This window comes from Rhodococcus sp. Ni2 (assembly GCF_021352185.1).
Taxonomy (GTDB): Bacteria; Actinomycetota; Actinomycetes; order Mycobacteriales; family Mycobacteriaceae; genus Rhodococcus_F; species Rhodococcus_F qingshengii.
Genome location: NZ_WOXZ01000002.1, coordinates 2,762,122 through 2,780,897 on the forward strand (window position 1 = coordinate 2,762,122; position 18,776 = coordinate 2,780,897).

The following is an 18,776-nucleotide window of genomic DNA, read 5'->3' on the forward strand; positions in this document are numbered from 1 at the left end:
CCCTGTTTAGACAATATCCAAGAACAGGACATTTCGGAGCTGATGGCGTCAGATCACTGCGTTCGACGCCTGGGCACGTAGGTCTCGGGCCAGGTGATCCCGACGCTCGAGAACAAGCCTCCGCAGCGACGCGGGCGCCTCCGCATTGGCCTGGATCCAGGAATCGACAGCAGAGGTGTCTTCAGCTGCCGGGAAGAGTCCGTTCACCAACCGTCGGGCGATCTCGATGCTGCGTTCGGACCACCACTTCCCCAGGGACGAGAAGTACTCTGCCGCATATCCCTCGATCAACGACGGGTCCGTGCCCGAACGGAATCCGGCGATCGTCGCATCCAGGCGGTCGTTCGAGAGTGAGCCGTCAGTGGTCGCCGACGCCCAGGCAGCCGCCTTGGTCTCGGCATCGGGAATCGACGCCGCGGCGCGGACGTACGCCGTTCGACCCGCTGACGTGCTGTCCTTGCTCAGCTCACCATCGAAGTCGCTCACACTCGCATGGCCGGTCGCCGACAGGGCGATCCACAATGCCCACCGCAGATCAGGATCGAGAGCCAGTCCGACCGGCCCCGGGCAGGTGCCGTCGAGTATCGACCGCACCTCGTCGGCGCGAGCATCGTTGACCGCTGCAGCGGCCGACAGAGCCCGTGCCCATGCCAGCTGCCTTCCGGACTCCGGTTCGGCTTCGAACACCGCCTTCCAGGTCGTTTCCAACCAGCCTGCACTTACATTGGGCCGCAAGCTTTTCGGAACGTAGTGAAGAACCGCGTATTGGGCATCGGTCAGGATCGAGCTGAGAATCGCAAGATCTGTCTCCGCGGGAGCGAATCGTTCCACCATGTCGAGGTACCGGAACACCGAGAGCTGCGCATCACGCACCGAGTTCCACAGCGACGACCAGATCACCCCGCGCGCAAGCGGATCGCTCACGCGGTCCAGGGATGCCTCGACAGTGGACAGAGATTCCGCGTCCAATCGCACCTTGGCGTAGGTGAGGTCTTCGTCGTTGAGCAGTGTGAGTGCTCCGGGCGGAAGGTCGACCGACGTGCGTGATTCGGTGATGTCGAGTTCGACGCGTTCGGTGCGAACAAGGTCTCCGGACTCGTTGTAGTCGTAGATTCCGACTGCGAGCCGATGCGGCCTCGGGTCCGTCTGGACCAGGTCTGTTCCGTCGAGCGACAGCGTGGACACTCCGGTGGTCTGCAACCAGATTCGGGCCCATTCGCGCACATCACGTCCGGAAGTCTCCGCGAGCACGTCGAGCAGATCAACCAGCGTGGTGTTCCCGAAGGCGTGGGCCTTGAAGTACCGTCGTGCCGCTTCGAAGAACGCGTCACGGCCGACGAACGCCACAAGTTGTTTGAGGACACTGGCGCCCTTGGCGTAGGTGATTCCGTCGAAGTTAAGCTTCGCAGCTTCGAGATCGACGATGTCGGCGACGATGGGATGAGTTGTCGGCAGCTGATCTTGGAGGTACGCCCACGCTTTTCGCTTGATGGCGAATGCCACCCAGGCATCGGTGAAGCGAGTGGCTTCGGCGCTGACCAGCGATCCCATGAAATCAGCAAAAGATTCTTTGAGCCACAGGTCGTCCCACCAGACCATGGTCACGAGATCGCCGAACCACATGTGCGCCATTTCGTGCAGGATCGTGTTGGCGCGGCGCTGATGCTGCTCGTCGGTTGCGGTGCCGCGGAACACGTATGCCTCGGTGAAGGTCACCAGTCCCGGGTTCTCCATGGCGCCGAGGTTGTACTCGGGGACAAAGATCTGGTCGTACTTGCCGAACGGATACGGATAGTCGAAGTACTCGGCGTAGAAGTCCAGCCCCTGACGGGTGATGTCGAAAACGTTGTCTGCATCAAGGTGTGGAGCCAACGACGCCCGGCACAGCGCACCCAACTCGACAGTGAGTTCGCCGCGACTCCACGACGACGCCACGCGGTGATACGGCCCGGCCGCGATCGCGGTGATGTAGGTCGAGATCGGCAGCGTCGGGGCGAAAGTGACGCGTTGTGCACCGTCCACGGAGAGAGTCTGGGTCGCGGGCTGATTCGACAGGACTTCCCAGCCGTCAGGTGCTGTCACCTCGAATGTGAAGGGCGCCTTGAGGTCCGGCTGCTCGAAGCAGGCGAAAACACGCCTGGCATCGGCAGGCTCGTATTGCGTGTACAGATACGTCTGATCGTCAGCGTCGTCGACAAATCGGTGCAGCCCTTCGCCCGAACGGCTGTAGTGGCCGTGAGCTGCCACCCGAACGACGTTCGATCCGCCGAGTCCGCGCAGCCCGATCCGGGATCCGTCGTACTCCACCGGAATCGACGCACCGTCGACGTCCACGGAATCGACTGCAGCACCGATGAAATCGAGCCACGTGGACTCCACCGAGGACGTCAGATCAATTGTCGTGACCGTCGAAAAGGTCTTCACGGCGGAGTCGACCGCCGATCGCAGATCCAACTCCACCCGGTAACCGGCGACGGAGATGGCTCGAGATCGTTCGGCGACTTCGCTTCGATTCAGGTTCGCAGTACTCACGCACTCGATCCTGCCAGGCCGCGCGCGGCGATGTGAGCCGCCGTGCGCCTATCCCTTGAACGCGCCCTGCCAGACGGTGTCGAACGGCGTGTGTGCCGAGACGCGGCCTTCGATGCCCGCCGTGACGAACTTCTTGGCCAGAGCGACGGCTTCTCCCACGTCGGCGCCCTTTGCCAGTTCGGCGGTCACTGCGGCGGCCAGCGTGCAACCGGCACCCGAGACGCGCTCTTCGCCGACCTTGGGGGCGGAGAGAACCGTCACGTCGGTCCCGTCGAACAACACGTCGACGGCGTCGCCACCGGCGAGTTCGACACCGCCCTTTGCGAGCACGTACTTGGGTCCGAGGTCATGGATACGACGTGCGGCCTCGATGAGGTCGTCGACGCTTTCGATGCTGTCCATTCCGGCGAGGGTGCGTGCCTCGAACAGGTTGGGTGTGACGACGGTGGCGAGCGGGAGGATCGAATCACGAAGTGCTGTATCGGTATCGAGAGCCGCGCCGGGCTCCTGGCCCTTGCAGATCAGGACCGGGTCGAGGACGACGTGGCGCCAGGACTGCCGACGCAGACCCTCTGCCACAACCTCGATCGTGGCGGGAGTTCCCAACATTCCGATCTTGACGACGTCCAGATCGTGAGCTGCCGTGGCAGCCTCGATCTGATCAGCGATCACGTCAGGAGCGATCGGCACGAAGCGATGACCCCAATTGTTCTTGGGATCGAACGAGACGATACATGTGGTGGTCGCTACGCCGTAGACGTCCAATGCCTGGAACGTCTTCAGGTCGACCTGCAGGCCGGCACCGCCAGTCGCTTCGGACCCAGCGATGACATAGGCGAGGTCAACCACAGCACAATCTCCTTCTTCGGACTTTCGAAACGTGCGTGGATGGCCACGAACGCGGGACCCAGTTTATCAACCGTTCCGACGTCTGGTTTTCGGCTATGCGGGCACCGGAGTTCCCCACGCGACGTCGTTGTCCTCGTATCCGAACGGCGGACCGACGAACTCGCCGCCGCAGGTGATCAGCGCGAGGGTTTCGGGTCCGTCGAGGCTGTTCAATCGCTCGACCGGCAGCTCGCCGTCCTTGCCGTAGTGATCGACCGCATCGATACGGTAGTTCCAGGTCTGTCCCCCGGCGCCCGCCACGGTCACGACCGAGCCGATTTCCAGTGTCGAGAACTTCTTTCCGAAACCGTCACCCTGATAGATGTCGTTGACGTGTCCGGTGATCACCACAGTGCCCGCGCCGGAGCCGGGAAATGCCGAATCTGCCCACCATCCGATCTCACTGACATCCTCGGGCGGAATGAGCGAGCCGTCCGTCGTCGTCTTGATCGGCAGGATGTCAGCGGTGCTGTTGCCTGTGCGCAGCGTGGTCGGGACATCCGGACCGTCGACTGCGGCGCGAACTGCCGGCGGCAAATCTTGTTGGCCGGTCGCGAGGACGCGGGTCGGCGAGTCACCGTCGTCGGAACATCCGCCGATCAAGAGCATTGTCGCCACTACTGCAGCGGCCCACGTTCGGCTGGCCGTGGATCCAAGTGCCGCTGTCACGGACGAGAAGTCGGGCCGGACGGAATCTGGGCAATTGGTACTCGGTTTCCTACGTCACGACCGGGAAGTGCGTCACCGGAATCCCCACCGTTCCCACCGGAACCGTCACCACCGCTGCCGTTTCCGCCACCGCTTCCATTCCCCCCGCCGCCGGGGCCGGGGCCGGGGCACTCACCTCCCGGATCGGTGGTGTCGCCTGCCAAGACAATCTTGACTGCCGAGAGGTTGACCGTCTGGTTCTGCGCGACTTGTCCAGGAGTTGTGACGTCGAATGCGAGCTTGGCACGTACGGGGATGACCGAACCGTCGTCAGCGTCGGTGACCGTTGACCCTGACCGGCCGAGATCTTGGGTCAACGTCATTTTGGAGATCAAATCCTGATCTCCGGTCAAGCCGGCGCCGTCGATCCGAAGGGTCCCTCGGACGGGACTTCCGTGGGCTCTGATCGTCACCGATGCGCGAAACTCGAGGATGTCTCCCGGCACTGTCCGCCACGCCTCGATCGAGTTGATTTTCGTTCCAGGCGATCCAGTCGAGATGTCGTACCAACCGTCGATCACGGCCGGATCGAGTGACATCGAATTTTCGTTGATTTCCGAGTTGCACGCGCGGGTGAGCGAAACGGGGGCAGCCGATCCCACTGCGGGGAGTGCTGTCGACACAACGGTCGCCAAGACGAAGGCCGTCGCGGTGATGCCCGCGGTACGCCTGCCGAAGATCGTCATTCTCTCGCTACCTTTTTCCGCGGACCGTAGCTTCCGGTCAATTCAGTCAAAATACCAGTACAGCTGGACAAATAGGTCGAATTCCGTGCCGAATTCCTCTTGTTTTCTGTGAACTTCGGTTACGAGCAATTTCTCCGCACACACGTTCCGGCAAGGGGTACATCGGATCAACAGGGGTCAGAAGTTACATTTCGCCCGCACATCGGAGCAGATCGCACTGATTTCTCACCGCATTGGACAGGTATTTCCGTTTCATAGCGGTCAGCCGGTGGAACAACGATCACTACAACGAGCGTGCCGGGCACGTGTCCGGTCGCCCCCCCACCGAATCAAGGGAAACCGTCATGTCGGATACAACATCAGTCAAGCAGGGTTTCGCGGTAGGAACATCGATCGGGGCAGCCGTCATCTTGGTGACGGTCGGCATCGTGCAGTTCTTCCAAGGACTCGCTGCCGTCGCCGAAAACGAAGTGTTCGTAGTCGGGATCGACTACGTCTATCAGTTCGACCTGACGACGTGGGGTTGGATCCATCTCGTGCTGGGCGCGCTCGTCGCTCTCGTCGGGCTTGCACTGTTCACCGGAGCGGCCTGGGCGCGGGTGTCGGCAGTGGTGATCTGCGCGATCTCGATCATCGCGAACTTCTTGTGGCTGCCGTACTACCCCTGGTGGTCGACTCTCATCATCGCGCTGAACATCGTCGTGATCTGGGCTGTGTCGACATGGAAGCCCACCCAGACGACGCACGCCGCTGCGCATGCACCGTCAACGCCGACTCGATCTGCTTGAGTTGAAAGTATGTGTAGGTGGATGGCGTATTCCGGAGAGCCGATACTGGCCCATGACTTGCTGTTCAGGCCACAGCACTCGCTGATCGACCAGAGCCTGCATTCTCAACTCGGGGCCACGACGACAAATGGCGACGGCTTCGGAATCGGCTGGTACGGGGAAGGCCCCCAACCGGCAGTTTTCAAGAGCATCGAACCCGCGTGGAACGACTCGAACCTGCGCGAAGTCACCTCCCAATTGCGCACCCCTCTGCTGTTCGCTCACATCCGCGCCTCGACGGGAACTGCAGTGCAGCGCAGCAACTGTCACCCGTTCCGGCACCGGCAATGGTTGTGGATGCACAACGGTTCACTACACGGATTCCACGACATGAAACGGGAATTGGTGACTGCCATTGATCCGTCGCTCTTTCCGGATCTCGAAGGATCGACGGACTCGGAAACCTTGTTCTTCCTCGCGCTGACGTTCGGCCTGACCGACGATCCGTTCGAAGGTGTCGCGAGGGCCGTCGGATTCGTCGAGCACACGGCCCGCTCGCAGGGAATCGACAATCCGGTTCAGATGACCGTCGCCACGTCGGATGGCATCTCCACCTGGATCTTTCGCTATTCCAGCGAGCACCAGTCGAGGTCGTTGTTCTTCTCCACCGAGATTTCCACGTTGCGCAAGCTCCATCCTGAGGTGGATGCCCTGCACCATCTGAGTGAGGAGACCCGAATCGTCGTCTCCGAGCCTCTACGTGACCTTCCCGGCGCCTGGAACGAGGTTCCCGAATCCGCCGCAGGCGTCATCCGGCCCGGACGGGACGAGATGCGGAGCTTTGTGCCGATCCCACCAGCCTGATTGGGTCATACAACCAGGCATAGCTATGAAATAGCTTGCATTCGAAGCGCTTTCACGAAAACTGAGAAAACGGAAACTCGGCACACTAGTCACGCGAGAGGATGAGCCGGAACGCCAAGCGAGCCTTCTCCGTATCCGGAGTGCCACCAGTGAGCAAATCGTTGTAGATGAACGACTCACCCACGCGAACCAGCAGATACGCCATGTCCTCGACGGGCAGGTCTGGCCGAATCTGCTCCGGTATTTCAGCTTCGATCAGCCTTCGCACGGATTCGACCATCGTGCCCTGAATCGGCCCCAGTCCAGTTGTGAGTATGCACAACGCCTTTTGCGGTTCCCGAGTCAAATACGTCCGGAAGAATTCGGTCTCGATTGTCGCCCGTGCATGGTAAGTGAGGACGTCGACAACCCTTGACGCTCCGCTTCCACCGCACTCCTCGAGGCCCATTCGCCACGTTCGGCGCGCCAGCGAATCGAGCACGTCACCGGTAATTGTGTCGCGATTCCCTGCACGCCGGAACAAGGTGGTCCGATCCACCCCCAACTCGGTGGCCAAAGCGTTCACATCGAGCGGTTTTCCGGCTGCGAACTGTCGTCGGGCGGCACTCAACGCTTCCGCGCGGATGTCACGTGTCTCGGCCATGGAGTGAATGTATCGCTGACGACGTGCTGGTCGGTAGCCGGAGGCGATCAGACGGCGCCATCGACGGCAATCGTTGCAACATTCATTGACTTTGTTGCAGGTGAGTGTTTATGGTTCCCCGGTACGTGATTCCAGTCACAACAGTTCAGTTGTTTACGGAGGAATGCGATGAACGATCACACGTGGACGACCCGACGATGAGCCCACTTCTGCAAGTACGAGACCTCACGGTTGACATTGGGACAGAATCGATTTCGAACAGACTCCTCGACCGCGTGAGCTTCGAGTTGGGGTCGGGCGAAATCACCGGTCTCGTAGGAGAGAGCGGGAGCGGAAAGACACTGACCGGACTCGCTCTGCTCGGTCTCTTGCCCCGTACAGCAACAACCAGCGGAAGCATCCGTTTGGAAGGACAGGAACTTGTGGGTCTGCCCGCCGCCGAGTTGAGGAAAATACGCGGTCGCGACGTCAGTATGGTCTTCCAGGACCCGAGTTCGGCTCTCAACCCCTCCGTCAGCATCGGTCGCCAGATCGTCGATGTGTTGAAGGCCCACCGCGACATCACGAAAGTCGATGCGGAGGACGTGGCTACAGATCTTCTCCACCAGGTCGGTCTGGCCGACCCGAGCAGAACCTTGAAGTCGTTCGGGTACGAGCTTTCTGGCGGGATGTGTCAGCGGGTGATGATCGCGATGGCCCTGGCATGCGGTCCGAAGTTGCTGATCGCGGACGAACCGACAACAGCGCTCGATGTCACCATCCAAGCTCAGATTGTCGATCTCCTTCGAGAACTGGCCGAACAGCGCGATCTTGCCGTGTTGTTGATCAGTCACGACCTCGCGGTCGTCGCCGAGGTCGCGGATCGAGTCATCACCATGTTTCGCGGCGAGATCGTCGACGTCGCGCCACGAGACGTGCTGCTTCGGCGGCCCGCGCATCCCTACACGTTCAGCCTTCTCGAGGCGGCACGCTCGACATTCGAAGAAGTCTCCCCCCAATCGCCCAAGTCGCGAGGCGATTTCACCACCAAAGCCCCTGCTGACGGCGTGGGTTGCCGATACGTCGCCCGGTGCAACTACTCCGAGGAGCTCTGCATATCCGATCATCCACTTCTGATCGGATCACCGGAATCGGCAACAAGATGTCACCGCAGCGACGAACTCGAGTTGCTCGGACTGGTGAGCTGATGAGCAACACCGACGTCATCGTCGACGTTAGGAATCTGGCAGTCGAGTACGGACGCGGACGCAAAGCTCTTCGCGCGGTCGACGACGTCAGCTTCTCCGTACAGAGGGGCGAAACCCTTGCGATAATCGGTGAATCAGGATCGGGAAAATCCTCGACGGCTCACGCTCTCGCGGGTCTGGTGGCGACGGCCGCAGGCTCCATCACTATGAATCTCGACGACCCGGCGTTCGGCAAGGGTGGATCTTCCCATCTCATTTTTCAAAACCCTACGTCGGCCTTGAACAATCGGATGGCCTCATGGGCTTGCGTAGCCGAGCCGATGGCGCCAGGGCGTCTGCGCATCCCACAGTCCTTGCGGCCGAAAGCCGTCGAGCTGTTGCGTCGGGTCGGTCTCGGCGCTGAGCTTGCCGACCGCCTCCCGACCCAGCTCTCCGGTGGCCAACGCCAACGCGTGACCATCGCTCGTGCACTTGCCTCCAAGGCGCCACTGATTCTCTGCGACGAACCTGTTGCCTCCCTGGATGTTTCGCTTCAGGAAGAGGTGTTGCAACTTCTTGCCGATCTCCGAGAAGAACATGACCTCACGTACATCTTCATTTCGCACGATTTGGGTTCGGTGGCACGGATCGCCGATCGCGTCGCGGTGATGTACCTCGGCCGAATCGTCGAGATCGGACCGGTTGCCACGGTCCTGAGGACTCCATCGCACCCCTACACGCAGGCACTTCTCGCCGCGGCCCCGCACATCGAACTCGAGCGGCGCAGTCGTCGGAAAGCATTGGTGCGGGGCGAGTTACCCGACCCACGGAATCCACCCTCGGGCTGTCGATTCCGCACCCGCTGCCCGTTTGCGATGGATCGCTGTGCGTCGGAAGCGCCGTCACTTCGCGCGGCCTCGAATTCCGCACACAGCTCCGCCTGCCATCTATCGTCCCCGGCCACATCGATCGGAATCTCCAACCCGCCGCAGTAAATGCGTGCCGCGTCAGTCTCCCCCTTCCGAGAAGACCAAAGCGAAAGTCCACCATATGAATCCGCGTCTGTCTTTGCGATCCCGATATCCGATCACACGCTTCCAGAATCATGGGAAAAGTGGCCCACGTGTGCTGGTAGCTGCGTTTGCACTTTCTGCTCTCGTGCTCAGCGGCTGTTCGAGCAGCGCCACCGGTACCGCCGGCGATACCGGACCTGCCGATCCGAACGCCGAACTCAAGGTCGCGACATCGCACGTGCCCGCCTCGCTCGACCCGTGTGCGGGAAACATCGGATACGACATCGACTACTTACAGTTGATGTATGCACCACTGATCGATGCGGAACCTGCCACCCAGAAGTTGCGGCCCGGAATCGCCAGCGAGTGGGGCTTCTCCGGACCGGACAACCTGACGTTCGAGATGACGTTGCAGAACGGCTTGACCTTTCACGACGGTACAACTCTCGATGCAGCAGCAGTCAAGGCAAGCATGGAACACTGCTTGAGTCTCGGAATCGTTTCCGTCCCGACGATCAAGAGCATCGAAGCAACGTCCCCAGATCACATCACGATCTCGTTGAGTTCACCTACCTCCGGCTTACCAGGGTGGCTCAACGGCAGATTGGGAATGGTGGTCTCCCCCACTGCGCTGGCAGCAGCAGGGGCAGACTTCGCCAACAAGCCTGTAGGCGCAGGGCCGTACACATTCACCAGCGCAGTCCCGAACAGTTCATACACATTCAGTCGATTCGACGATTACAAACCGGCAGGTCCACCCAGCCCCCAGCTCGCCAAGATCCAGATCCAGGTGATCTCCAATCCCACAGCGCTGACAAATGCCCTGACATCGAACGCTGCGGATTTTGCATACGGGCTCACACCGTCGAGTGCTCCGATCCTCGAACGGAATCCCAACCTGAACGTCAGTCACGACCCGAGACTCGGAGTTGCGCTCGTCGTGATCAACAACAAGAACCCTGTGGTTAACGACGTCCGGGTTCGTCTGGCGATGCAGTATGCGCTCGACCGCAAGGCAATTGCGCGAGCCGCGCTGGACAGCTCGGAAGGAACTGCGGCGTTCGGTCAATATCCTCCCGGTTCGCAGTTCTACGACGAGGAAACCGAAGATGCATGGCCGTACGACCCGGAGAAGGCCAAATCGCTGCTAGCGGAGGCGGGGTATCCGAATGGGGTCACCGTGCGCGGACTAGCAGGCAACCTACCGCCGTACTCGACCAACGCGGTCCTTGTCGGAGAACAATGGGAGAAAGTCGGCATCAAGGTCGACTTCGTCGAAATGAGTGGACCTCAGGCGATTACGGAGTTCGTCGCACACAACAGCGCGGACGTCTTCAGCGTGGGATGGCCCACGCGAGCATCCGCACCGCTCAATTTCGAAGCCTCTCTGGGTTCGCGATCGTACTTCCGGCAGAATTCCGTCCCCAACGAGGAGTTGGAGAAGCTGATCGCACTGCTGAACAACACGTATGACGAAACCGCTCAGCTCGACATCGTCAAACAGATCAATCAAGTCGTGATCAAGTCCGCTGAGTACGTACCGTTGTACTTCACTCCCGACGTGGTCGCCTACACGAAGAACGTCCACGGGGCCGTTCCCGCACTGAACGGCTCCCCCAATCTGACGTACCTCTCGAAGTCATGACGACGACCGTTGTATCGCAAGAGAATTCGTTGGCCCCCGAGCCTGAGAGCGTTCCGACCCGAAACCCTCACCGATCGCCGGTGAATCCTTACATACGGATGATCGGCGTCCGGTTCGCACAGATAATTCCTACCGCGATCATCGCTAGTTTCATAACCTTTGCCCTTATCCGGATAATCCCCGGTGGACCAGCCGAGGCACTTCTCGGTCCGAACGGCAGCGATGAAGCGATCGCGGCACTCAACGAGCGCCTCGGATTGAATCAACCTCTGCTGGTCCAGTACTGGAACTGGGTGGTGTCGGCTCTGCACGGAGATCTGGGAACGTCGCTACAGAACAGCGCCCCCGTCGGCCCACAGATCCTTGCGCGCCTGCCGGCGAGCGCCGAGCTCGTTGTACTCGCACTGTTACTGTCCGCCGTCGTCGCCATACCGCTCGGTGTGTGGACCGCGACGCGGCAGGGACGACGCAGCGATGGTCTGACCCGCACGGTTTCGGGGATCGGACTCGCGGTACCGGACTTCTTCCTCGCTATCGTGCTGGTCGATGTCTTCGCCCTCGGTTTGGGAGTTCTACCGGTGCTCGGCTGGGTTCCTCTCGAGAACAGTGTGATCGACAACCTGAGCCATTTGGTCCTACCAGCAACGGCGCTCGCTGCCGGCGCAGCATCGATTGCGGTTCGGCAGACCAGGGCTGCGATGATCGAGACACTGTCAAGTGACTACGTACGAACTGCGCGTGCGATGGGTATCGACGAGCGGAAGATCGTGTGGCGCTACGCGCTACGAAACATCGTTCCCACGATTGTCACTGTCTATGGATTGCTCGCCGTGGCGATGCTGGGTGCGACGGTCATTCTCGAGCAGATCTTCGTGCTGCCGGGCCTCGGGAGCGCTCTCGTCATTGCGATCGACACGCGAGATTATCCGATGCTTCAAGGCATTGTGTTGCTGTTCGTCGTGATCGTGCTTCTCGTGAACATCCTGGTCGACGTCGTCAACAACATGATCAGCCCACAATTGAGGAAGGGAACGATCTCGTGAGCCAACTCGCGCTTACCACCGCAGGCGAGACCCGCTCCAAGTGGGCTCTCCCTCGACTGCACCCCGGATTATGGCTCAGCTACTGCTTTCTCGGAACGCTGATAGCGGCGTCCGTCTTGGCCTCGTTCGTGGCTCCGCACAGTCCGACCGATCAGAACCTGACCAACACGTTCGCCGGTCCGAGTGCACAGCACCTGCTTGGCACTGACGGCTTCGGTCGTGACGTGCTCAGTCGATTGATCTGGGGAGGACGCTCCGCCTTCTTCGGCGTCGCGATCGCTGTCGCTGTCAGTCTGCTGTTGGGAATTCCGTGGGGGTTGATCGCCGGATATTGGCCACGCTGGATCGGCGCGTCACTCCTCCGGGTGGCGGACGCATTGCTGGCATTCCCAGGTTTGGTTCTCGCAGTGGCTATTACCGGTGTTCTGGGGCCGAGCCTGATCACGTCGATGTCAGCGCTCGGAGTCGTCTATGCACCCACAATTGCAAGAATTCTGGCTGCCGGGGTCAGCGAAACGAGGAACCGAGACTTCGTTCTGAGCGCGCGACTCTCAGGATGCCCGCCGCACGTAGTGCTCCTGCGTCATCTTCTTCCGCACGCAATCGGGCCGGTTGTCGTTCAGGTGACCGTGCTCACCGGCCTGACTTTTCTCGCGCAGGCGGCACTCTCATTCCTGGGGTTGGGAATACAGCCCCCCACTCCGAGTTGGGGCGGTGACTTATCCGATGCGTACCTGCACATCTTGAGTGCACCACAACAGATTCTCCCCTCCGGCATTCTGATTTCATTGGTCGTCCTGGCCGTCTACCGAGTGGGTGATGCCGTCCGGGACCGCATGTATGTCAGAGGGAGATAGCCGGCGTAGAACAACCATCCGACTCGACTGTTCGAAGACCACACCACCAGCATGAAGGACTATCGATGACCTCGATCGCACCAGAAACCGCGCGCCGCGTCTTCCGTGGAGCCGAACCAATACACGGCATGATCTACTTCACCCCTTTCGGCGCGGAAGCATATGCCGCACTGGGCTTTACACACCCTCGAATGGGCTACTTCGCTTCGCGGTCTGCGCCCATGGGCGCAGTAGCGGCTGAAGTCACCATCGCTACGTTCTTCAACTTCAACCCCGAACTGGTACACGCGGTGCTGCCGGAAGCCTGGACAATCGCCACCCCCGAACAGATCCTCACCGCTCGACTCGACGCTGTCGACCGTTCGCTGCGCAAGGCCTGGGGAGAACATGTCGACGGCACCGAAGTTCGCGAAGCTGCCGAACTCGCACGTCGAGCCGCGGAACGCGCCTGCAACAGACCACAAGGGCGACCCCTGTTCGGTGGGCACGCATCATTGCCGTGGCCTGAGGAGCCTCATCTCGTGTTGTGGCATGCCCAATCCTTGCTCCGGGAGTTTCGCGGAGATTCTCATGTCGCACTTCTTCACGCCGAGGGACTCAACGGTGTCGAAGCGTTGGTAGTCCACGCCGCAACCGGTGATGTTCCTGCTGCTGCTCTGCAAATGAGCCGGGCATGGGACAACGATCAGTGGGCGGAAGGCGTCGAAGGTGTGCGGGCGCGTGGATGGCTCGAAGACGGCCCCGAGCTTCACCTGAACGAGGTGGGTCGCGATCGCCGGAAGCGGGTTGAGCATCAGACCGATGTGCTGGGGTCGTACCCGTACGAGGCGATCGGAGAGACCGGATGCAGTCGACTGATCGAAATCTCGGAACGTCTCTCCGGTGAAGTGATCGATGCAGATCTCGGATTTCCGGCAGCACTGGCAGCACGTCGCCGATTGCGTGCGTGACAGCAGGTCGTGAGTGTCGAACGTGGCTGGTGGTGATACGACGAGGGTGTCACCACCAGCCCCTTCACACAATTATCGCCGAAGTCGGCTGCGCCCCCAATCTGCACAGTGAGAAGGCATCCGGACGAGACTGCCGTTGTGCCGAATTCTCCCGCGGGATGGGTCAAGATGGCTAGATGTGGAAACAGGCACTCGGGTTTGCTTTGTTCGGTGCGACCGTTGCCATCGTCACGGCGGCGCTGACACAGGGATCGGCACAGGCGTCCGCCACGATCACCCTCTTTTCGGGTGGCACCACAATCTCGGGCTTCGCGGGTGAATCGCAATGGACCTGGCCCATCGAGGCTGCGGTGATCGGCGCCCTTCTGGGCGCGCTGACCGGGTTCGTGCTCCGCCTCGCGGGCGTGCGAATCTCCGGAGGCCAGGACAATCGAATGGTTCCAACTGTGGTGGCAGGCCTCGCAGGCGTCACGCTTGGGTTGACGCCCCTGTTGGTCTTGATCGGCATGGCATTCACCGGGTCGGTTGATATCGGATGGTCCCCGCTCCTGGTCTATGCCGTCAGCGGTCTCCTGGCGTATGGCATTTCGGTCGCCGCCGTGTTCGGAGTCCTTCGCGCTGCCGGGGATCGACTTACTGTTCGCACGACGCGAGCGGTGGCGGCGATGCTTCCGGTCGGGGCGTTGGCGGCGACGACTGTAGGTGTCGGTACTGCGTGGAGGCTGGGCTTTTCCACCACCACTCCCACCTGGATCGCGGTCGTACTGCTGGTCGTTCTCGTATTGGCCATGACGTTCGTTGCGGCCCGGGCGTGGGCTCTACGGATTCAGCCTCGCGACTTACCAGAAGTCGCATAGGCAGTGGGACGATTGATTCGGACGGGTGCATTGAGATGAGGGGCGAACGAATCTTCGCGGGACTCGTCGTCGGCCTCCTACTGGGACTGTTCGGCTACCTGCCATTGGTACTCCTGTGGCAACACTTCGCCGATGTCCCGCACAGCCGCAGCTGTATCCGAACCGTTCGTTCACGTCGTTCGGGCCCAACCCACCACCACTCACCTACTGGATAAGTTGGGCGGCGCCTGCCGCCGTGTGCGTCTTGCTCGGACTTATGACTATTCCCAGTCGTACCGGCCGGCAATTTACATTGCCATTGGTGCTCGCGTTCCTGCCGGTCGCGGCAATGGTGGCGTGGTTCTGGATCTCGATGGAACTGTTCTTCAGCCCCGACTGATCACTCACTCGGCTGCGTATCGCGAACCCCACTGCGCGCACGCGCAATGGCGCCCTTGTTGCGCAATGCGATCCCCTGATGCACCGCAGCAAGTACCAATGCCAGCACTGCAGCAGGGAGGCTCCCCACCATCGACAGCAGAGAAGGCATATCAGAGCTGAAAGCTGCAAAGAAACCCAATACTGCAGCGCAAAGCATTGTCGCCGAGACGATCCAGGAAACTAATGGTCGTGGGATCACGGCTGGAATAACGCACAGAGCCACCGGCAACGCCAGCACCAAGAAGAGCTCCCGCCCGAAGTAGTCGTGAATCGAGCGGTAACAATCGGCAGAACTGAGCGGGCCGAGGCCTATTTCGCAATCGGTGATCTCGTACAGCGGCCACTGTGCCGTCGCGGATCCCAGAATCCCGGTGGCGACCGCCAATACAACCCACGCGATCCGAATCCCAATCATAAGAAGAGATCATGCCAGTAGGCGAAATTGCGCTCCGGAGCAGAAAGCGACTACAACTCGAAAGGGGCGGAGGTTACCTCTCTCGGTAGGACCGACCTCCTCGCGAGCGGCACAACATGTCCGACGTGCTCAACTCACGGGCTGGGTATCGAGCTTGATCGGAGCATCTGCCATCGTCGACAACTCTTGGGAGACAGCACCTCTCTTGAGTGCGGGTATCGCAGTCGCTGTACTCGGAGTAGTTAACGGCCTACCGAGTTTGATTGTCACCCTGATGCACAATCGACGGCCGCAACAGGGTTGAAGTTTTCGATTATGTTTTGTGGAAGGGTGCTTGCATGGCAACACAACCGCATGGCCAGTCCATAACCCCGGCGTGGAAAGTATTCACGGCCATCGGTTTTGCAGGTGTTGTGGGCGCTGCCGTGACGTACTTCCGAGACGGGTGCACTTTGGCGATCATTGGCGGGATGGTCATCCTCGCGATTGGTCTGCCGCTTACTGTCTGGTCCATCCTGCGAATGCTGCGTGAGAATCGAGGACATCGCCTTCATTGGTGGAGAACACCGCCGGTCAATCCGAGGAACGTCGACCTGTCTCGTGCTGTCGGCATTCCGACTACAATTTTCGGTGCACTGACCATCTGGCTGAATACAGCAGGTTCGGCGCCGTGGTGGTTGGCAGCAATCTTTACCGCCATTCTGATCGCGCTCTTCGAAGTAACCGTTGCCGTTCACAATATTCGCCTCAGTCAGCGAACCTGAGCTAGCCTTCCGCGCATGACGGTTTCCGCGAGCGTCCGTGCGCGCCTTCGCTCCCACTTGCATCCAGACGACGAGATCCACTACGCGTTTCCAGCAGACGTTCTGATGAGCGCGAAACCGACGAAGAATATGTTGCAGTCGTGAACGCTGCCGACGCGGAGATCACGTCACCGCAGGACTTCCCGCATGATCCGTTGCCGAACCTTTGAAGGCACAAACAAAAAGGCAGTTTCTCATTTCTGAGAAACTGCCTTTTTGATCTAACTTCGGTCGGGCTGACAGGATTTGAACCTGCGACCACTTGACCCCCAGTCAAGTGCGCTACCAAGCTGCGCCACAGCCCGTCCCACGCCCTTGTTTCGGGCGCTTGGAAAGATTACATCAGGGACGGGCCGAAGTACCAATCGGCTGGTCAGAGCCGTTTCAGTACCGAATTGGACGCAGAATCAGCGGCCCTTACGGTCACGCTTCTCGCGCACTCGGACGGATACGCGGATCGGGCTGCCGTCGAAGTTGAACTCTTCACGCAGACGCCGCTCGATGAAGCGGCGGTAGCCGGCCTCGAGGAAGCCCGTGGTGAAGAGAACGAATGTCGGCGGGCGCGTGCTTGCCTGCGTCGCGAACATGATGCGCGGAAGGCGACCACCACGCATCGGAGGCGGCGTTGCTGCCACAACTTCCTTGAGCCAGGTGTTCAGGCGACCCGTGGGGATGCGCTTGTCCCAGGACTCCAGAGCCGTGTCGAGAGCCGGCACGAGCTTCGCCACGGCGCGACCGGTGTGGGCGGAGATGTTCACTCGCTGAGCCCACGGAACGCGGACCAGATCGCGGTCCACTTCCTTGTCCAGCATGAGTCGACGGTCCTCGTCCACGAGGTCCCACTTGTTGAATGCGATCACCAATGCACGACCCGTGTCGGCCACCATGCTCAGAACACGCAAGTCCTGCTCGGTGATCGGCTCGTGTGCGTCGATCAGCAGGATCGCAACCTCAGCGGCCTCGATCGCGCTCTTCGTACGCAGCGACGCATAGAACTCCGCCCCGCTGGCATGGCTGACGCGCTTGCGCAGACCAGCCGTGTCGACGAAACGCCAAGGGCGCCCGCCGAGTTCGACAATGGAGTCGACGGGGTCGACGGTGGTGCCGGCAACATTGTGCACGACGGACCGCTCGTCACCGGACAGCTTGTTGAGCAAGCTGGACTTTCCGACATTCGGCTTTCCGACGAGAGCAACACGACGCGGACCGCCGCCGGGGATACCTTCACGCGGGGTTTCCGGCAGCTTCTCGAGAACCTCGTCGAGCAGGTCTCCGGTACCGCGGCCGTGCGTCGCACTCACGGAGTACGGCTGACCGAGGCCCAAGGACCACAGCGCTGCAACCTCGGACTCGGTGCGTCCGTCGTCCACCTTGTTGGCAACGAGGATGACCGGAGTCTTCGAGCGGCGAAGCACGCGAGCAACAGCTTCGTCCGTCGCGGTAGCGCCGACAACAGCGTCGACGACCAGGAGAATGGCGTCAGCCGTTCCCATGGCCAACTCCGCCTGACGTGCGACCGCCTGCTGAAGACCCTTTGCGTCGGGCTCCCATCCGCCGGTGTCCTGGACTAGGAAGCGTCGTCCGGCCCAGTTCGCCTCGTACGAGACGCGGTCACGGGTAACGCCGGGGATGTCTTCGACTACCGCTTCACGACGGCCGATGATGCGGTTGACGAGCGTCGACTTGCCGACGTTCGGTCGACCGACAACAGCCAAGGTCGGGACGGCAATGTGCGCTTCGCCTTCGCCGTCCGCTTCGAGATCGGCGTAATCCCACTCCGATTCCTCGGACCAAGTTCCGTCACCGGCATATTCGGTTACCAGATCGTCGCTCACTGCACTGCTCCAGTCCTGTCGCTGACCACCAACAGCAACTTGGCGATCACATCTTCAATTCCCAATTCGCTCGTATCCACCAGAATGGAGTCGTCGGCAGGGCGCAACGGCGACACTGCCCGAGTCGAATCGAGATGGTCACGGCGCTGCACATCAGCCAGCACCGCTTCGTAATTGTCTTCACGGCCTTGGCCGATGTTCTGCGTATTGCGCCGTGCCGCACGGGTTTCCGCCGATGCGGTCAAGAAGATCTTGACGTCTGCATCGGGGAGTACGACGGTTCCGATGTCGCGACCTTCCACGACGATCCGCTCCGCACCGGCCGCCAACTCACGCTGAGTGGCGACCAGCAGGTCACGAACCTCGGGTACAGCCGACACCGCGGAGACGGCCTTGGTTACCGCGTCGCCGCGGATCTCCTCGCTGACGTCCGCGCCGTCGAGATGCACCTGCTCGCTGCTCGGATCGGTACCGATGGACCACGGCAACGCCGCAACGGCGGCCGTGATCGCGGCGGAATCCGCCAGATCGATTCCCTGACGCAGCACGTGCAGGGTCGCGATCCGGTAGATGGCTCCGGTGTCGAGGTAGCGAGCGCCCAAACGCTGCGCCAACGCGCGAGAGACGCTGGACTTGCCGGTTCCGGACGGTCCGTCCATAGCGACTACCAGCGGCATGGACGAA

The 18,776-nt window shown here is 60.9% G+C and carries 19 protein-coding genes and 1 tRNA gene; 11 read left to right on the top strand and 9 right to left on the bottom strand.

Annotation, left to right across the window (positions count from 1 at the left end; genetic code table 11):
* Positions 1-48: 48 nt before the first annotated feature.
* The 4 genes from pepN to GN300_RS26325 all read right to left on the bottom strand — a co-directional run bounded on the left by pepN (position 49) and on the right by GN300_RS26325 (position 4,814).
* A complete protein-coding gene (pepN, locus tag GN300_RS26310; RefSeq protein ID WP_030537514.1) occupies positions 49-2,532 on the bottom strand; it encodes an aminopeptidase N in 2,484 nt (827 codons plus the stop codon).
* A 48-nt stretch (positions 2,533-2,580) separates the two neighbouring features.
* Entirely contained in the window at positions 2,581-3,381 is an 801-nt protein-coding gene (gene thiD, locus GN300_RS26315) for a bifunctional hydroxymethylpyrimidine kinase/phosphomethylpyrimidine kinase (RefSeq protein WP_003946192.1), read from the bottom strand.
* Between the two features lie 93 nt (positions 3,382-3,474).
* Positions 3,475-4,089: a class F sortase gene (locus tag GN300_RS26320; RefSeq protein ID WP_233405703.1), complete on the bottom strand. Its 615-nt coding sequence runs from the start codon at positions 4,087-4,089 to the stop codon at positions 3,475-3,477.
* On the bottom strand, positions 4,086-4,814 hold the full coding sequence (locus GN300_RS26325) for a hypothetical protein (RefSeq protein ID WP_021333507.1): 729 nt from the start codon (positions 4,812-4,814) through the stop codon (positions 4,086-4,088). The genes GN300_RS26320 and GN300_RS26325 overlap by 4 nt, the downstream gene beginning before the upstream one ends.
* A 344-nt stretch (positions 4,815-5,158) precedes the next feature.
* Between GN300_RS26325 and GN300_RS26330 the strand changes: the two genes are divergently transcribed.
* The gene (locus GN300_RS26330) at positions 5,159-5,602 is read left to right on the top strand and encodes a hypothetical protein (protein ID WP_030537512.1); all 444 of its coding nucleotides are present in this window, start codon (positions 5,159-5,161) and stop codon (positions 5,600-5,602) included.
* A 21-nt stretch (positions 5,603-5,623) separates the two neighbouring features.
* A complete protein-coding gene (locus tag GN300_RS26335; RefSeq protein WP_031331541.1) occupies positions 5,624-6,445 on the top strand; it encodes a class II glutamine amidotransferase in 822 nt (273 codons plus the stop codon).
* An 85-nt stretch (positions 6,446-6,530) separates the two neighbouring features.
* Here GN300_RS26335 and GN300_RS26340 read toward each other — a convergent pair whose 3' ends face one another.
* Positions 6,531-7,088, bottom strand: coding sequence for a QsdR family transcriptional regulator (locus tag GN300_RS26340; RefSeq protein ID WP_021333511.1), 558 nt, complete (start codon positions 7,086-7,088; stop codon positions 6,531-6,533).
* A 275-nt stretch (positions 7,089-7,363) separates the two neighbouring features.
* On the opposite strand from GN300_RS26340, the gene GN300_RS26345 reads away from it, so the two are divergent.
* From GN300_RS26345 to GN300_RS29825, 8 genes are all read left to right on the top strand, one after another.
* Positions 7,364-8,275 (top strand): ABC transporter ATP-binding protein, encoded by a 912-nt coding sequence (locus tag GN300_RS26345; RefSeq protein ID WP_230587654.1) that lies wholly within the window; start codon positions 7,364-7,366, stop codon positions 8,273-8,275.
* Positions 8,275-9,249, top strand: coding sequence for an ABC transporter ATP-binding protein (locus GN300_RS26350; protein ID WP_007731960.1), 975 nt, complete (start codon positions 8,275-8,277; stop codon positions 9,247-9,249). Before GN300_RS26345 ends, GN300_RS26350 begins: the two co-directional genes overlap by 1 nt.
* A gap of 130 nt (positions 9,250-9,379) precedes the next feature.
* Positions 9,380-10,912, top strand: a complete 1,533-nt coding sequence (locus tag GN300_RS26355; RefSeq protein WP_197487736.1) for an ABC transporter substrate-binding protein — start codon at positions 9,380-9,382, stop codon at positions 10,910-10,912.
* Between the two features lie 80 nt (positions 10,913-10,992).
* Positions 10,993-11,955, top strand: coding sequence for an ABC transporter permease (locus GN300_RS26360; protein ID WP_158510646.1), 963 nt, complete (start codon positions 10,993-10,995; stop codon positions 11,953-11,955).
* Positions 11,952-12,812, top strand: coding sequence for an ABC transporter permease (locus tag GN300_RS29930; protein WP_020969703.1), 861 nt, complete (start codon positions 11,952-11,954; stop codon positions 12,810-12,812). The genes GN300_RS26360 and GN300_RS29930 overlap by 4 nt, the downstream gene beginning before the upstream one ends.
* A 65-nt stretch (positions 12,813-12,877) precedes the next feature.
* Entirely contained in the window at positions 12,878-13,762 is an 885-nt protein-coding gene (locus GN300_RS26370) for a hypothetical protein (protein ID WP_063316365.1), read from the top strand.
* A gap of 176 nt (positions 13,763-13,938) precedes the next feature.
* A complete protein-coding gene (locus GN300_RS26375; RefSeq protein ID WP_063316364.1) occupies positions 13,939-14,619 on the top strand; it encodes a hypothetical protein in 681 nt (226 codons plus the stop codon).
* A gap of 256 nt (positions 14,620-14,875) precedes the next feature.
* Positions 14,876-14,998, top strand: coding sequence for a hypothetical protein (locus GN300_RS29825; protein ID WP_267933192.1), 123 nt, complete (start codon positions 14,876-14,878; stop codon positions 14,996-14,998).
* On the opposite strand, the gene GN300_RS26380 is transcribed toward GN300_RS29825, so the two are convergent.
* Entirely contained in the window at positions 14,999-15,454 is a 456-nt protein-coding gene (locus GN300_RS26380) for a hypothetical protein (RefSeq protein WP_063316363.1), read from the bottom strand. It lies immediately after the preceding gene.
* 338 nt (positions 15,455-15,792) lie between these two features.
* On the opposite strand from GN300_RS26380, the gene GN300_RS26385 reads away from it, so the two are divergent.
* Positions 15,793-16,218, top strand: a complete 426-nt coding sequence (locus tag GN300_RS26385) for a hypothetical protein (protein ID WP_063316362.1) — start codon at positions 15,793-15,795, stop codon at positions 16,216-16,218.
* Positions 16,219-16,488: 270 nt separating this feature from the next.
* On the opposite strand, the gene GN300_RS26390 is transcribed toward GN300_RS26385, so the two are convergent.
* The 3 genes from GN300_RS26390 to cmk all read right to left on the bottom strand — a co-directional run bounded on the left by GN300_RS26390 (position 16,489) and on the right by cmk (position 18,769).
* Positions 16,489-16,562 (bottom strand) — tRNA-Pro (locus tag GN300_RS26390).
* A 102-nt stretch (positions 16,563-16,664) separates the two neighbouring features.
* On the bottom strand, positions 16,665-18,092 hold the full coding sequence (der, locus tag GN300_RS26395) for a ribosome biogenesis GTPase Der (RefSeq protein WP_003946199.1): 1,428 nt from the start codon (positions 18,090-18,092) through the stop codon (positions 16,665-16,667).
* Complete coding sequence (cmk, locus tag GN300_RS26400) at positions 18,089-18,769, bottom strand: (d)CMP kinase (protein WP_170320421.1); 681 nt, start codon at positions 18,767-18,769, stop codon at positions 18,089-18,091. Before cmk ends, der begins: the two co-directional genes overlap by 4 nt.
* Positions 18,770-18,776: the final 7 nt, after the last annotated feature.

What these genes read in the sequence shown, in the direction of transcription:
- GN300_RS26325 (WP_021333507.1), bottom strand. Translation starts at nt 4,814, where the DNA reads ATGACGATCTTCGGCAGGCGTACCGCGGGCATCACCGCGACGGCCTTC.
- GN300_RS26375 (WP_063316364.1), top strand. Translation starts at nt 13,939, where the DNA reads ATGTGGAAACAGGCACTCGGGTTTGCTTTGTTCGGTGCGACCGTTGCC.
- GN300_RS26370 (WP_063316365.1), top strand. Translation starts at nt 12,878, where the DNA reads ATGACCTCGATCGCACCAGAAACCGCGCGCCGCGTCTTCCGTGGAGCC.
- GN300_RS26330 (WP_030537512.1), top strand. Translation starts at nt 5,159, where the DNA reads ATGTCGGATACAACATCAGTCAAGCAGGGTTTCGCGGTAGGAACATCG.
- cmk (WP_170320421.1), bottom strand. Translation starts at nt 18,769, where the DNA reads ATGCCGCTGGTAGTCGCTATGGACGGACCGTCCGGAACCGGCAAGTCC.
- GN300_RS26340 (WP_021333511.1), bottom strand. Translation starts at nt 7,088, where the DNA reads ATGGCCGAGACACGTGACATCCGCGCGGAAGCGTTGAGTGCCGCCCGA.
- GN300_RS26335 (WP_031331541.1), top strand. Translation starts at nt 5,624, where the DNA reads ATGGCGTATTCCGGAGAGCCGATACTGGCCCATGACTTGCTGTTCAGG.
- GN300_RS29825 (WP_267933192.1), top strand. Translation starts at nt 14,876, where the DNA reads ATGACTATTCCCAGTCGTACCGGCCGGCAATTTACATTGCCATTGGTG.
- GN300_RS26385 (WP_063316362.1), top strand. Translation starts at nt 15,793, where the DNA reads ATGGCAACACAACCGCATGGCCAGTCCATAACCCCGGCGTGGAAAGTA.
- GN300_RS26380 (WP_063316363.1), bottom strand. Translation starts at nt 15,454, where the DNA reads ATGATTGGGATTCGGATCGCGTGGGTTGTATTGGCGGTCGCCACCGGG.
- GN300_RS26350 (WP_007731960.1), top strand. Translation starts at nt 8,275, where the DNA reads ATGAGCAACACCGACGTCATCGTCGACGTTAGGAATCTGGCAGTCGAG.